Source organism: Bradyrhizobium sp. CCBAU 25360 (genome assembly GCF_028128695.1).
Lineage (GTDB): Bacteria > Pseudomonadota > Alphaproteobacteria > Rhizobiales > Xanthobacteraceae > Bradyrhizobium > Bradyrhizobium ottawaense.
The window spans coordinates 1-13,652 of record NZ_LBJA01000028.1; the positions used below are offsets into that span (position 1 = coordinate 1).

General features: G+C 63.6%; 14 protein-coding genes. 7 read left to right on the top strand and 7 right to left on the bottom strand.

What is annotated here, in order from left to right:
- Positions 1-79: 79 nt before the first annotated feature.
- Positions 80-1,057, bottom strand: coding sequence for an SMP-30/gluconolactonase/LRE family protein (locus tag XH81_RS05925; RefSeq protein ID WP_028143483.1), 978 nt, complete (start codon positions 1,055-1,057; stop codon positions 80-82).
- 89 nt (positions 1,058-1,146) lie between these two features.
- Between XH81_RS05925 and XH81_RS05930 the strand changes: the two genes are divergently transcribed.
- Positions 1,147-1,971 carry an NAD-dependent epimerase/dehydratase family protein gene (locus XH81_RS05930; protein ID WP_028143482.1) on the top strand — a complete coding sequence of 275 codons (825 nt, stop codon included), beginning with the start codon at positions 1,147-1,149 and terminating at the stop codon, positions 1,969-1,971.
- 69 nt (positions 1,972-2,040) lie between these two features.
- Here the strand turns inward: XH81_RS05930 and mddA are convergent, their stop codons facing one another.
- From mddA to XH81_RS05945, 3 genes are all read right to left on the bottom strand, one after another.
- Complete coding sequence (mddA, locus tag XH81_RS05935) at positions 2,041-2,814, bottom strand: methanethiol S-methyltransferase (protein ID WP_038974296.1); 774 nt, start codon at positions 2,812-2,814, stop codon at positions 2,041-2,043.
- 69 nt (positions 2,815-2,883) lie between these two features.
- Positions 2,884-3,180, bottom strand: coding sequence for a hypothetical protein (locus XH81_RS05940; RefSeq protein WP_131233129.1), 297 nt, complete (start codon positions 3,178-3,180; stop codon positions 2,884-2,886).
- Positions 3,181-3,445: 265 nt separating this feature from the next.
- Positions 3,446-3,751: a nickel-binding protein gene (locus tag XH81_RS05945; protein WP_028143478.1), complete on the bottom strand. Its 306-nt coding sequence runs from the start codon at positions 3,749-3,751 to the stop codon at positions 3,446-3,448.
- Positions 3,752-3,902: 151 nt separating this feature from the next.
- On the opposite strand from XH81_RS05945, the gene XH81_RS05950 reads away from it, so the two are divergent.
- Entirely contained in the window at positions 3,903-5,696 is a 1,794-nt protein-coding gene (locus XH81_RS05950; RefSeq protein WP_028143477.1) for a winged helix-turn-helix domain-containing protein, read from the top strand.
- A gap of 203 nt (positions 5,697-5,899) precedes the next feature.
- Complete coding sequence (locus tag XH81_RS05955; RefSeq protein ID WP_028143476.1) at positions 5,900-6,310, top strand: hypothetical protein; 411 nt, start codon at positions 5,900-5,902, stop codon at positions 6,308-6,310.
- Between the two features lie 38 nt (positions 6,311-6,348).
- On the opposite strand, the gene XH81_RS05960 is transcribed toward XH81_RS05955, so the two are convergent.
- Positions 6,349-7,029 carry a GntR family transcriptional regulator gene (locus tag XH81_RS05960; RefSeq protein WP_271596081.1) on the bottom strand — a complete coding sequence of 227 codons (681 nt, stop codon included), beginning with the start codon at positions 7,027-7,029 and terminating at the stop codon, positions 6,349-6,351.
- Between the two features lie 174 nt (positions 7,030-7,203).
- On the opposite strand from XH81_RS05960, the gene XH81_RS05965 reads away from it, so the two are divergent.
- The 4 genes from XH81_RS05965 to XH81_RS05980 all read left to right on the top strand — a co-directional run bounded on the left by XH81_RS05965 (position 7,204) and on the right by XH81_RS05980 (position 12,073).
- On the top strand, positions 7,204-8,919 hold the full coding sequence (locus XH81_RS05965; RefSeq protein WP_049824224.1) for an IlvD/Edd family dehydratase: 1,716 nt from the start codon (positions 7,204-7,206) through the stop codon (positions 8,917-8,919).
- A gap of 55 nt (positions 8,920-8,974) precedes the next feature.
- The gene (locus XH81_RS05970; protein ID WP_028143473.1) at positions 8,975-9,970 is read left to right on the top strand and encodes a TRAP transporter substrate-binding protein; all 996 of its coding nucleotides are present in this window, start codon (positions 8,975-8,977) and stop codon (positions 9,968-9,970) included.
- 187 nt (positions 9,971-10,157) lie between these two features.
- Entirely contained in the window at positions 10,158-10,736 is a 579-nt protein-coding gene (locus tag XH81_RS05975) for a TRAP transporter small permease (protein ID WP_028143472.1), read from the top strand.
- Positions 10,733-12,073, top strand: a complete 1,341-nt coding sequence (locus XH81_RS05980) for a TRAP transporter large permease (protein WP_271596082.1) — start codon at positions 10,733-10,735, stop codon at positions 12,071-12,073. Before XH81_RS05975 ends, XH81_RS05980 begins: the two co-directional genes overlap by 4 nt.
- On the opposite strand, the gene XH81_RS05985 is transcribed toward XH81_RS05980, so the two are convergent.
- Entirely contained in the window at positions 12,033-12,641 is a 609-nt protein-coding gene (locus tag XH81_RS05985; RefSeq protein ID WP_028143470.1) for a histidine phosphatase family protein, read from the bottom strand. The genes XH81_RS05980 and XH81_RS05985 overlap by 41 nt on opposite strands.
- Positions 12,638-13,432 (bottom strand): enoyl-CoA hydratase/isomerase family protein, encoded by a 795-nt coding sequence (locus tag XH81_RS05990; protein ID WP_028143469.1) that lies wholly within the window; start codon positions 13,430-13,432, stop codon positions 12,638-12,640. Before XH81_RS05990 ends, XH81_RS05985 begins: the two co-directional genes overlap by 4 nt.
- Between the last annotated feature and the right edge of the window lie 220 nt (positions 13,433-13,652).

Consider the following 13,652-nt stretch of genomic DNA (forward strand, 5'->3'; position numbering starts at 1 on the left):
GCCACGCCTTGACGGCCGCAAGCACGGCGTCATGCTCGCGGAAATCGGGCGTGCTTTAATGGTTGCTACGAGTGCGGCGCTAGCCGCCGAGCGCACCCTGCGTGTTCACATACAACGCGTAGATCGACTGGCTCGCCGCCATGAACAGGCGGTTGCGCTTGACGCCGCCGAAGCAGAGATTGGCGCAGCGCTCGGGCAGCGCGATGCGGCCGATCATCACGCCGTCGGGCGCGAACACCACGACGCCGTCGAGTTCGGGATCGCCCATGCCCCAGCCACACCAGAGATTGCCGTCGATGTCGCAGCGCATGCCGTCCGGCGTGCCGGGACCTGCGTCGATGTGGACGCGCTTGTTGGAAATCTTGGTGCCGTCGGGCGAAACGTCATAGGCGAGGATCTTGCGGTTCGGCACGCCGCGGGATTCCACGACGTACAATATCCTCTCGTCCGGCGAGAAGCACAGCCCGTTCGGCCCGAGCACGCCCTCTGCGACGATGGTCGCCTTGCCGGTCGCGGGATCGAGCCGGTAGACGTTCGGGTCGATCTCGGGCTCGGCCTTGTAGCCCTCGTAATTGCCGAGCAGGCCGAAGGTCGGGTCGGTGAACCAGATCGATCCGTCCGATTTAACAACGACATCGTTCGGCGAGTTCAACCGCTTGCCGTTGAATTGATCCATCAGCACGGTGATGCTGCCGTCGTATTCAGTGCGCACCACGCGCCGCCCGCCGTGCTCGCAGGTGACGAGCCGGCCCTGGCGGTCGCGCGTGTTGCCATTGGCGAAATTGGAAGGCTTGCGGAACACCGAAACCGCGCCGGTCTCTTCCTCCCATTTGATGATGCGCTGGTTCGGGATGTCGCTGCACAAGAGATAGCGCCCGTCGCCGAACCACACCGGACCCTCGGCCCAGCGTAGGCCGGTCGCGAGCCGCTCCACCGCCGACAGTTTCAGCCAGTATTTTTCGAAGCGGGGATCGAGCGCCTTGATCGCGGAGTCGGGGTAATAGGTCGCCGGCCGCCAGCCCGGCCGTTCCTGGGTGTGGGACGATGCCTCATTCATGTCGGTTCTCTCGTTTCGTTCCCTCTGGACAATCCTGCTATCATTAGGGACACGTGACGGCAAATCGGTCACCAACGGTGAGGGAAGACATGCCGCGTATTTTGATGACGGGAGCTTCGGGCGGAATCGGCACGAGCCTGCGAAAACTGCTGCCGCCGATCTATCCGGATCTTCTGCTCTCCGACATCAAGCCGCCTGTCGATCTCGGTGCGAACGAAAAATTCAAGGCGGCGGACCTCGCCGATCTCGCGCAATGCGAGGCGATCTGCGAAGGCGTCGACGGCATCATCCATTTCGGCGGCTATTCGGTCGAAGGCACCTGGGACCAGATCCTCCAGGCCAACATCATCGGCGGCTACAATCTGTTCGAGGCCGCGTACCGCAAGGGCGTCAAGCGCGTGGTGTTCGCCTCGTCGAACCACGCCGTCGGCTTCTATCCGCGACACCACAGGATCGGCGCCGACGTGACCCCGCGCCCCGACGGGCGCTACGGCGTCAGCAAGGTGTTCGGCGAAGCCGTCGGCGCGCTCTACGCCGACAAGCACGGGCTGAAGGTGACGTGCCTGCGCATCGGCAATTTCGGCGACATGCCGCTCGACCAGCGCCGGCTCGCCATCTGGCTCAAGCCCGATGACCTCGTGCAGCTCTGCCGCATCGGGCTCGAGCATCCCGACATCCATTTCGAGGTGTTCTACGGCGCCTCCCTCAACGAGCGCGCCTGGTGGGACAACCACCGCGCCTATGAACTCGGCTATCGCCCCACCGGCCGCGCCGAAGATTTCCGCGAGCACGCGATGGCCGAGCAGGCCAAGCTGAAGCCGGATCCGGTCGGGGATTATTTCCAGGGCGGCACGTTCTGCAGCATGGAGTTCGATGCGGACCCGAGCCGGATCATCGACTGGAAGAAGCGCTAGGGAGCGCGCTCGACATGGCCAGAGCGGCCGAGCTCTGCTTGGCCGCTCAAACCGTAGCTTCGCGCCGGATCAGAACAGGCCCGGGAGCAGCATCGCTACCTTCTCCCTGTAGTGTCGGTACTGATCTCCGAAAAGAGTGATCAGGTCGCGCTCCTCCAACCAGATGCCGACGAAGATGTAGGCCGTCGTCACCATCGCGAACAGCATGTGCCCGAGCGTCATGGTAGGCGTCGACCAGAACGCGATAATGAAGCCGAGATAGATAGGATGCCGGATCAGGCGGTAGAGGCCCGGCGTCCTGAACTTCATCGGCTCGGCGAGCCGCCCCGCAAAGTGGCTGACGACTTGCGTAAGTCCGAACAATTCGAAATGGCTGATCAGAAACGTGCTGTACAGCACGATGAGCCAGCCGGCGAAGCTGCCGGCGACAGCGGCGTAGGCTGCCACCGGCGTCTCAATCTCCCAAACCACGGCGGTGATGGGACGCCATTGCCAGAACAGCAGGATCAGGCTCAGGCTTGCCAGCAGCACATAGGTGCTGCGCTCGAGCGCGGGTGAGGCGAAGGCGGCGAACAGCTTCTTGAAGCCCTGGCGAGCCATGCCGCTGTGCTGGACGGCAAACAGGGACATCAGCGCGAGATCAATCAAGAGGGCCTGTGCGGTCGAACCAGCCACGCCGCTGTCGATCGTCTTGGGCACGATGAACCGCGAAATGAAGCCGACGGCGTAGAGAAAGGTCCCGAAGAAGATGAGATAGGCAAGGAGGCCATAGCCGAGCACGAAGCTTCGTGCCAAGAGCGAGCTTGCCGTCTGTGTAGGTCCGTTTTGCATGGTGATGGACATGATAGAGTTTCCAGTTCAGTGGTGAGAGCTTGAACGGCTGTTTCAGCGGGCGTGTCACCGCCGCCTTCGTCAGGTTGCAAAGGCTGTCGGAACCGTCGCGGCCTTGCATTTGCCGGGGCTTTTCTGGACCATTGCGCCGCCGCTCACGCCCTCGGTGCGATGGTCGCCGAACGTCGTCGCAGCCGAAGCCAGAACAAGCGACATCAGGACGGCCCCGATCGTCCCGATCGCCAGCGCGGCGGTTCTGGATTTGAAATTTCCGAGTTTGAAATTCTTGAAATAGGAGGTCTTGGCTTCGGAAGCGTCGGATTGGAAGAAAGAATTCATGACTATCTCCTCGAATTGAAGCTGTTGCTGGAAATGCAAATCCTCTGATCGTGAAGCGTGTCTCGAACCGTGCCATCACCGCTGGCCGTGGTGCCGCCGCAACCTTTCGCGAACTGCATTGCGGCCTTCTCGCGGTTCGCCAGCATGCTGGCGACAGACTGATTGATGAGCCGGCGAAGCCGCAACAGGATGCCGGCGAGATACCGCTGCGAGGGGCTCAGTGCGGGCGGCGCCTGAGACTGAACGGACATTTTCTTATCCTTTCGTGGAATCACGAGTCGATGACGGCGCCCGCGCTGATTTGCTATTCGGCGGCGGCCGTCTGCGGTGTGGGATCGCCGCGGACGACCACTGTCGTGGCAACCTTGTAGAACTCCTCGCCCGGCATGCCGACGCGCCGTGCATGCTCGCGGATCGACTCCCCATCGCGCGCTTCATAGATGCAGAAGGTGCCGATGCGGCCGTCGGCCTCATGGACCACATAGCTGCGGATCCAACGGACGCGGTGGGACATCTGCTCGTTGCCGATCCGAGCGGACCTCGCGCCGGCGGCTTCCAGTTCGCTCAAATTTGCCCAGGCGCTCGGGCGGCGGATGACATAGAGTTCCATCAGACATCTCCTCGGGGTTTTTGCCTGCGGGGCGGAAGCGACCCAGGCCGTGAGGAGCTATAGAGGCGACCGGTGCTGACCGTCCTTACCGCGGGCTGATCATTGCCTGATCCTTGTCTGAACCTTTTCCGCATCGCCTGGACTTAACGATATGACCCTCAGGTTTGGACCCTTCGAGCTCGATGAAGAGGGCCGTGCGCTCATCCACGCGCAGCGGGAAGTCGCGTTGCAGCCGCGTGTGTTCGATCTGCTGGTCTACCTGACGCGCAACCGGGATCGGGTCGTCACCAAGGAAGAGCTGCTCGATACCCTCTGGCCTGATGTAACCGTCACCGACAATTCGTTGCAGCGGGCGGTGAGCATGCTGCGTGGCGTGCTGCGCAAGGGTGGCATGGATAGTGCCATCCGGAACATGCCGGGCAGGGGATATCGTTTCTGCATCGACGGCGTATCCGAGATGCAGGTCGCCGCTTCCGAGACGACGGACGAGCAGGCCCCGGACGTGCGGGCGCAAGCGCAACGCGCCGCTGCCGTGCAAGCCTGGGACGAAGCCGCAGCGTTGTTCGAGGCAGCCGATACCGTCGAACCGCTTGATGGCGCCGACTTGCACCAATGGGCGCTGGCCTTGCAATGCGCTGGCAAGGCCGATGCGGCCCTGCCTCTTTTGGCTCGTGCAGTTGCCGCCCATACCAGGGCCGGCAACGTCCCGCTGGCCGTCGTCGACGCCGTCACGCTCTCCGGCTTGCACTTCGAGCGCGGCCAGGCGGCGATTGCCAAGGGCTGGCTGGCACGGGCGGAAGATTGGGCCTCCGAAGTCGAGGATCCCGCCACGACTGCGCTCATTCTCTGGATGAAGTCGAAGGTCGCCGCGTTCGAGGGCGAGCCTGAACAGGCGCTTTCACTTGCTGATGTCGCGTACAGCACGGTCCGGCACAAGAACGCTATTGGCATCGAGGCGCTGAGTCTTGCTTATCGCGGGTTCTACCGGCTGTGTCTTGGCGATACACGTGCTGGATTAGCGGATCAGGACCTCGCCGCTGCGATGGCGCTCTCCAGTGGCGATATCGATCCAATCGTCGGAGGCATCCTCTACTGCAACATCCTGTGGGCGGCGCGGATGTTCGGAGATTGGGCGAGGGCCGACCAGTGGACGCTGGGCTATCAGAAATATTGCACCGAGAGCGGGATGGAATTGTCCGGCTCCTGCCAGCTTCATCGGTCAGAAGTTCTCGGTGTCAGGGGCTCGCTCGGCGAAGCTTTGCTCCGAATTCAGGACTCGTTGGCACGGCTCACCGGTGATGCGCCTTGGGCGATCGGCGACGCCAATCGCGTGCTTGGCGACGTTTACGCAGCGATCGGCAATGAAGACGACGCGCTCGAGGCCTATGAAAAGGCTTACGCGCTCGGCTGGTGCCCGGAACCCGGTCGCGCCATGCTGTTGCTGGAACGCGGTGAAGCGGAGGCGGCTTACGCCAGCCTCGAGCGCAGTCTGATCGGAAAGTCCTGGTGGACCCTGCAGCGGCGTGGGATCCTGTTCGCACATCTTGCACTCGCGGCCGCGCACACGGGCCGTCGTGAGCAGGCGCTTGAACTGATCGAGGAGCTCTCCGGAAGTCCGGACCGGTGGCCGATGCCGTCGATCCGGGCATTGACGAACGAAGCGCAGTCGGTCCTCGCGCATGCGCGCGACGACTATGAGGCAGCACTGCGACATCTGCATCTGGGCCGGCAATTGTGGTCGAGCATCGACGGGCGAGTGCAGGCCGTCAGGTTGAGGCTGCGGATCGCGAAGCTGCAATTGGCGCATGATGACGTTCGAGGCGCCTCGGCGGAAATTCATGCGGCGCGGCTCGTGGCCGGCGAACTAGGCTCTCGGAAGTTCGAGGCTGAGTGTGCGGCTTTGCGACGCGAGGCCGATATGCGTGCGACGGGACGCGCTGCCTAGCGACCGTCCGCGATGCGTCCCTGCCTTGTCAAGCGGCACGTGGTTTTTCGTTCGGGTCAGCCGGCGCCGCCGCTTTGTTCTGGTGTCCCGCCCCTTGATGTGGATCAATGGTACTCCAGCTTTTCGGCTTTCGATCTGTGCGATCGGAATTCAGCAACGATTGCGTTGATGACGCCGCAGAGGCGGCAGCGAAAGCCACGGCAATGAAAATCAAATTGTCAGTCGCGATATTCGCGATGATGGTTTCCAGACCGACGCTAGCCGCCCCCCTCACCGAGGCCGAGGCGGCATTCCTCGACCAGCTTGTCACGGCATCGGTGGTGCTCGAACAGCGATGCGACGGTTACGAGGTCGATGGCAGCGGCAGCATTCAGCTCGGCGCCCGGCTACTCGGCAGTCCCGACGTCGCGATGGCCATGATCGACGCCTATGCCGCGGCCATCAGGGCCCGCGACGGCGAGAGCTACGATCCCGGCAAATTCCGCCCTGAAGTGTCCGACGCGGCGAGCAAGACCTTCAGGCGCATCCGCACGGACTTGATCAGAAACCCGAAAAGGGCCTGCGCCGATTATGGCGAGGCGAGCGTGGATCGTGGGCTGTTGAGGCGGTACTGAACGGATCTTCAGCGTCGTCCAACGGCAGCTCGATCGGTCTACGCGCTAGCCCCTCCAATCCTCGCCAGGTAATCACTCTTGCTGAACTGCATGTGATCGACACACAACTGCGCCAGCGCCCAGCTGTCGCGTCCCCTGAGTAGCTCGATCATCATCTCATGTTGGCGCCGCGATTGCGCGAGCCCCTCGCGGTCGGCGAGGTTCTTGGCGCGCATCGGCAGGGTCAGGTTCATGTAGTCCTGGAGCGAGCGGACCAGATAGGGATTGCCGCAGGCCGAGAACAGCGCGAGGTGGAAGGCGTCATTGGCTTCGTGGATGCCGCGCAGATCCTGCGCATCGGCCTTCGCGCAATATTGTCGTTGCAGCGCGGAGAGATCGTCGATCAGCACTCGCGGCGCGGGCAGCGGGATCATCAACGCGGCCTGCCGCGTCAGCATCTCCCGGACCTCGTAGATCTGCCGGACTTCCTCGGCCGAGTAGAACCGGACGGTGGCGCCGACGTTCTTCTCCCGGCGGACGATGCCGCGCCGCTCCGCATCCACCAAGGCCTGCCGCACGAAGTGGCGGGAGGTGCCGTAGCGCGACATCAGCGCGTCTTCAGTCAGGCGCGCGCCCGGCGGCAGGCGACCGAAGATGATGTCCTCCTCCAGCCGCGCGACGACGTCGTCCGGATCGTCGCGCCGGACCGGCGTGCTGTCTGCGGTGCGAATGTCGGACATGCCTTCGGCCTCCCGGCGTCTGGCCGGCTCGCCCTGTGGAGCAGGCAAGGGACAGATTGTCAATAATTTGTGCCGAAGAAGGTGCTTATGGGCGGAAAATGCGACAATATGGACCAGGCTTATTGACAATCCACGTTCAGGCTGTACCACAATGGCAACTTCAGGAGTGGCATGATGACGAGTGGGTTGCGCAAGGGTCTGACGAGCTATGGCGATGCCGGCTTCTCGCTGTTCCTGCGCAAGGCGTTCATCAAGGCCATGGGCTATTCCGACGACGCGCTGGAGCGTCCGATCGTCGGCATCACCAATACCTATAGCGACTACAATCCCTGCCACGGCAACGTTCCGCAGATCATCGAAGCCGCCAAGCGCGGCGTGATGCTGTCGGGCGCGATGCCGTTCGTGTTTCCGACCATCTCGATCGCCGAGAGCTTTGCGCATCCGACCTCGATGTATCTGCGCAACCTGATGGCGATGGACACCGAGGAGATGATCCGGGCCCAGCCGATGGATTCGGTGATCGTGATCGGCGGCTGCGACAAGACGCTTCCGGCGCAGGTGATGGCCGCGATCAGCGCCGACCTGCCGACCGTGGTCATTCCGGTCGGGCCGATGGTGGTCGGCCATCACAAGGGCGAGGTGCTGGGCGCCTGCACCGATTGCCGCCGTCTCTGGGGCAAGTATCGCGCCGGCGAAATCGACGATGTCGAAATCGAAGCAGTGAACGGCCGCCTCGCGCCGTCGGTCGGCACCTGCATGGTGATGGGCACGGCCTCGACCATGGCCTGCATGATCGAAGCCATGGGCCTGTCGCTGCCGATGAGCGCGACGATCCCGGCGCCGCATGCCGAACGTTTCCGACTTGCGGAAGCGAGCGGCAAGGTTGCCGCCGAAATGGCCAAGACCAAGGGGCCGAAGCCGAGCGAGCTTCTGACACCCGCGTCTTTCAAGAACGCGCAGGTCGTGCTCCAGGCGATTGGCGGCTCCACCAACGGCCTGATCCATCTGACCGCGATGGCGCATCGCTCGCCGCATCGGCTCGATCTCGGAGTGTTCGACCAGATCGGCCGGGAGGTGCCGGTGCTGGTCGACCTCAAGCCGTCGGGCGAGCACTATATGGAGCATTTCCATCACGCCGGCGGCGTGCCGAAGCTGCTGGCGCAACTCGGCGACCTCGTCGATCTCGATGCCAAGACGATCTCGGGCCAAACGCTGCGCGACGTCGTCGCCAATGCGGAGGACGTGCCGGGCCAGGATGCGATCCGTCCGCGCGACAATCCGATCAAGACGGAAGGCGGCCTCGCCGTCCTGCACGGTAATCTCGCGCCGCGCGGCGCGGTGATCAAGCAATCGGCCGCGAGTCCCAAGCTGTTGAAGCACACCGGCCGCGCCGTCGTGTTCGAATCCGTCGAGGACATGACCTTGCGGGTCGACGATCCCGATCTCGACGTGACCGCCGACGACGTGCTGGTGCTGCGCAATGCCGGCCCGAAGGGCGCGCCGGGCATGCCGGAGGCGGGCTACCTGCCGATCCCGAAGAAGCTGGCGCGCGGCGGCACCAAGGACATGGTGCGCATTTCCGATGCGCGCATGAGCGGCACCGCGTTCGGCACCATCGTTCTGCACATCACCCCGGAATCCGCCGTCGGCGGGCCGCTGGCGCTGGTGAAGAACGGCGACATGATCAGCCTCGATGTGGCCAAGCGCAGCATCGAGCTGCTGGTCGATGCGGCCGAGCTGGAGCGCCGGCGCGCTGCATTGAAGCCGGCGGCCGCGCCCGATGAAGCGCGGCGCGGCTATGCCTGGCTGTTCAACGAGACCATCATGCAGGCCGACGAGGGCTGCGACTTCGATTTCATGCAGAGGACTGGGAAGACCGAGACAAGCTGACCGAACGACGAACGCCCAGACCGCACAAGCGGCGGGCATAACACAGGGGGAAACGATGATTGCACGATCCATGCGTGGGTTGGCGGCTGCGGCCGCCGTGCTGTTCGTGACCGGGGCGGGGGCGCAGGAGGCGAAGCACTATCGCTTCGCCTACGACCAGCCGCGCAACACCGGCTATTCCATCGCGGGCGACATCTTTGCCGAAAAGCTCAAGGAGTTGAGCAAAGGCACCATGATCATCGACCAGTATCCGGGCGCGCAGCTCGGGCAGGAGCCGCAAGTGCTCCAACTCGTGAAAGCCGGAGATGTCGAATTCTCCATCATCTCCTCTGCGAACACCGCGACGATCTCGCCGCAAGCCGGTGTGATGTCGCTGCACTATCTGTTCCGCGACGAGAACCACGTGGTCAAGGGCCTCGCGGATCCCCGCGTGTTCGAAGCGCTCAAGGCCATGATCGACGAGACCACCCAGGGCCTGCATGTGATCGCGACCGGCTCGCAGGGCGTGCGCCACATGTACGCGAAGCGGGAGATCCGCAATGTGGCCGATATCAAGGGCGCAAAGGTCCGCGTGCAGGCGACCGCGACCGAGGACACCATGTTCCCGGCCTACGGTGCCCAGACCGTGCACATGCCGTTCGGCAGCGTCTACACGAGCCTGCAGACCGGCGTCGTCGACGTCGCCGAGAACAGCATCAACGTCTACCTCGTCAACAAGCATTACGAGGTCGCGCCGGTCCTCAACATCACCGAGCACGAGGCCAACAACGCGCTGGTGTTCATCTCCGACAAGCTCTGGCAGAGCCTCTCGGCCGAGCAAAAGGGCTGGGTGCAGACCGCGGCCAACGAGATCAGCACCAAAGAGCCGGCGAAGGCGTTCGAGCTGGAGCGCACCGCCGCCGAAAAGCTGAAGAAGATGGGCGTGAAGATCGTCGACAACGTCGACAAGAAGAGCTTCACGGCGGTCGCCGATCCCTATCTTGACAAGCTCGCCAAGGAGCTTGGCCCGCACGCCGAGAAGGTCAAGGACTTGATCCGGTCGATTAACTAGGGCGCTTGCGGCCATCCTTCGAGACGCCCGCCTTGCGGCGGGCCCTCAGGATGAGGTCTCGTTTCGCGGCGAGATTTTAGACCCTCATGGTGAGGAGCCCGTGAAGCGGGCGCCTCGAACCATGCAGGCCGAGCGTGATCGGCAGCTTCGCAGCTGTCACATCCGATAGCTTTGGGACGGGGGACTAATGGCCATCGCCGACAAACTGCTTGTGCATCGCCAACGCCACCTGAAATGGCGCGGGCTCGACTGGCTCGAGCTCGCGCTGATGATCCTCTGCGGCGTGCTCTGCTTTGGCTTCTCGCTGTCGGTCACCGCCGACATCGTCACCCGGACCATCGGTCATCCCTGGCTGTGGCTCCAGGAGGTGACCTCGACGCTGTTCATCTACGCGATCTTCGTCGGCACGGCGGCTGCGACCCGGCGCAACGACCACCTCTATCTCACCGCGATTTCCGAGGCGATGCACGGCACGTCGCGCATGATCGTCGAAGTCATCATCCGCATCGTCGTGCTCGGGGTTGCGTTCTGCCTGATCTGGTACGGCTATCAGAATTATCTGCGCGGCTTCGGCAGCTTTCGGTTGCCGTCCGGCACCCCGATCGCCTCGCTCTACGCGATCATTCCGCTCTCGGGCGTACTGATCGGCCTGTTCACCATCGAGCAGCTGGTCAACGGCCTGCGCAACGGCTTTGATCATCCCGAGCCGCCCGAGGAAGATGGAACGCCCATCGTCACCGACGCGCAGGCGAGGGCGCAGCTATGAGCGCACCTGTTGTCCTGGCGTTGATGACGGTCTGCTTCCTGTCGTTCGGCTATCTCGGCGTGCCGGTGCCGTTCTCGCTGATGGCCGGTGTCTTCATCGGCGCGATCCTGTCCGACGTCTCGCTCGCCGCCATCATCCAGAAGATCTTTGACGGCGTCGATTCCGAGGCGCTGCTGGCGATCCCGTTCTTCCTGCTGGTCGGCGAGCTCATGAGTTCGGCGAATGTGGTGGTGCGAATAGCCAATCTCTCGGTATCGCTGGTCGGTCACATCAGGGGCGGGCTGTCGCAGGTCGTGGTCGTCTTCAGCATGTTCTTCTCGGAAATGTCGGGCTCGACCACCGCCGACGTCGCCGTGATGAGCCGGGCGCTGGGCGGCCCGATGAAGCGCGAAGGCTATGATCCGGCCTTCATCGCCGCCATCATCGCCTCGGCCTCCACAATCGCCGCGCTGGTGCCGCCGAGCATTACCGCCGTCGTCTATGGCGCGGTCGGCAACGTCTCGATCGCCGGCCTGTTCATGGCGGGCGTGGTGCCCGGCCTGATGATCGGCTTCGGTCTGATGCTTTATTGCTACTTCTTCGGCCCCTCCGGCCTGCGCAAGCCGCGCGCGCCGCTGCGGCAGGTGGTGTTCGCGGCCGGCGATGCGGCCTTGCCGCTGATGATCCCGGTGATCCTGCTCGGTGGCATCCTGACCGGCTGGTTCACGCCGACCGAAGCCGGCGTGGTCGCCGTGGTCTGGATCGTCCTGGTCGTGATTCCCGCGCTCAATCGCGGGCACATCAAGAGTATCCCTTACGATTTCTGCATTGCCGGACTGATCTTCTCGCTGCCGCTGGTCACCATCGGCGCAGCCAATGCCTTCGGCTGGATGCTCGCTTATCTGCGGGGTGCGAGCTACATCGCCGAGATCCTCACCTCGATGGCAGGTAACGATCCGCATCTGATCATGCTGCTGATGGTGCTGCTCTTCACCATCGTCGGCGACTTCATCGAACCGGTGCCGACCATCATCATCTTCATGCCGCTGGTCAACACACTGACGGAGGCCGGTGACATCAATAGCGTCCATATGGGCGTGGTGCTGATCGCCACGCTCGCCTTCGGCCTGATCACGCCGCCTTACGGGCTGGTGCTGCTGATGGCGTCGAAATTCGTCGGCATAAGTTTCGCGAAAGCGCTACGCGCTGCGTTGCCGATCTATCTGGTGTTCCTGGGGACGATCGCATTCGCGATCTACTTCCCGAGCGTGGTGCTGTGGCTGCCGCAGAAGGTGCTGCCGGAATCGGTCGGCTGCTTCAAGTCGCCGGCGGGGACGGGCTATATCTGTCCAAAGTAACGACTTGCTCGACCCGCCAATGCGCGCCGTCGCAGACGTAGCGAAACGGCGTGCCGTGGCTGTTCTTGAAGTAGCTGCCGGACAGCGCGTTGGCCATCCCCTGCATCACCGCGTCATGGCAGACGAACAGGAGATCGTCGCCGGGATGACGGTCGAGCCACGCGGCGACGCAAGCCAGCGACCGTTCCGTCATGGCGTCCCAGCTCTCGCCGTCGGCCGGCAGGATCGAGACGAGGCCCGTCGCCGACGTGACGCCGTGCTTGATCATGAGGTCGCGGACAGGCAGGCCTTCAAAGCTTCCGAAGTCGAACTCGATGATGCCGTCGTCGATCGCCAGCGGCACCGCGATCGCGGCCGCGATGATCTCGGCCGTTCGTGCCGCGCGGGCCAAGGGACTTGCAACGATTCGGCTGATGCCGGCGCCGCGCAGCATGTCCACGGCCTCGTGCGCCTGCCGGAGGCCGTCCTCGTTCAGCGGATTGTCGGTCCGCCCCTGGAATCGTCCCTCGCGATTCCAGTCGGTCGCGCCGTGACGAAGGCCGTAGAACGTACGCGCTGGTGTCGTCACTTTGACTTGCTCGTGAATTTCTTCACGGCGCTGCGAAATTCCTCCGTGTTCATCGCCATGATGATCTTGTGTTCCTCGGCATCGAGCTGCTGCTTCACCGGCGTGGTGGCGGCCTGATAGACCAGCGATTTGGTGCCGGCGATTGCAGCCGGCGGGTTCTGCGCCAGACGCTCGGCGAGTTTTCGCGTGGCCGCCTTCAGTTCGGCGGCCGGAACCGTCTTGGCGACGAGGCCCCATTCATAGGCCTGCTGCGCGGTAAAGTTGTCCTCGGACAGGAAGATCTGCAGCGCCCGGCGGGAGCCGACCGTGCCGACGATGCCGACCGTCGAACCGCCGTCCGGCGACACTCCGATCTTGGCATAGGCGGGTGTGAACTTGGCGTCATCAGCGGCGATGCAGAGATCGGTGACGAAGGCGAGGCCCATGCCGGCGCCGGCCGCCGAGCCGTGCACGCTGGATAACGAAATTTTCGGCATGCGCCTGACGATCTCGATGAAGGCGTGATAGTGCTTCAAGAGCTCGCCGACCACGGGCGTCACCGTGCCCGCTTCGGCGGCGGCACCAATCGTCTGCAGATCGCCGCCGGCCGAGAAGGCACGGCCTTCGCCTTCGAGCACGACGACCCTGATGTCGTCAGCGGCTTCGATATAGGCCGCGAGCTGCTCGAGCTTCTGCGCGATGGCGAGATTGATGGAGTTGAACGCGGCGGGACGGTTGAGCGTGATGGTCGCGATCGGGCCGTCGATCCGCAGCAGGGCGGGATCATCGGGCAGGGAGATGGGAGCTGGCATCTGGAATATCCCCGGCATGAGGTGGCTCGTGCGACTAAATCGCAGAAGCGGAGGAGTGACAATCCCCGACCGCCGCCCTTGCGCGGGGCGAAACGATAGGCTCAAATGGGGCCGCCTTCGCCAAGGGACGGACACGAGCGCCGGCTCCTCGTAAGGCCAGCAACCAAAATCAGCGAGAGAGGAGACGACATGGGTCACGCTCGTGTCTTCCGGAAATGGG

Bases quoted from the DNA above. Each gene is read 5' to 3' on its own strand.
- XH81_RS05925 (WP_028143483.1), bottom strand. From the start codon at position 1,057: ATGAATGAGGCATCGTCCCACACCCAGGAACGGCCGGGCTGGCGGCCG.
- XH81_RS05930 (WP_028143482.1), top strand. From the start codon at position 1,147: ATGCCGCGTATTTTGATGACGGGAGCTTCGGGCGGAATCGGCACGAGC.
- mddA (WP_038974296.1), bottom strand. From the start codon at position 2,814: ATGTCCATCACCATGCAAAACGGACCTACACAGACGGCAAGCTCGCTC.
- XH81_RS05945 (WP_028143478.1), bottom strand. From the start codon at position 3,751: ATGGAACTCTATGTCATCCGCCGCCCGAGCGCCTGGGCAAATTTGAGC.
- XH81_RS05950 (WP_028143477.1), top strand. From the start codon at position 3,903: ATGACCCTCAGGTTTGGACCCTTCGAGCTCGATGAAGAGGGCCGTGCG.
- XH81_RS05955 (WP_028143476.1), top strand. From the start codon at position 5,900: ATGAAAATCAAATTGTCAGTCGCGATATTCGCGATGATGGTTTCCAGA.
- XH81_RS05960 (WP_271596081.1), bottom strand. From the start codon at position 7,029: ATGTCCGACATTCGCACCGCAGACAGCACGCCGGTCCGGCGCGACGAT.
- XH81_RS05965 (WP_049824224.1), top strand. From the start codon at position 7,204: ATGACGAGTGGGTTGCGCAAGGGTCTGACGAGCTATGGCGATGCCGGC.
- XH81_RS05970 (WP_028143473.1), top strand. From the start codon at position 8,975: ATGATTGCACGATCCATGCGTGGGTTGGCGGCTGCGGCCGCCGTGCTG.
- XH81_RS05975 (WP_028143472.1), top strand. From the start codon at position 10,158: ATGGCCATCGCCGACAAACTGCTTGTGCATCGCCAACGCCACCTGAAA.
- XH81_RS05980 (WP_271596082.1), top strand. From the start codon at position 10,733: ATGAGCGCACCTGTTGTCCTGGCGTTGATGACGGTCTGCTTCCTGTCG.
- XH81_RS05990 (WP_028143469.1), bottom strand. From the start codon at position 13,432: ATGCCAGCTCCCATCTCCCTGCCCGATGATCCCGCCCTGCTGCGGATC.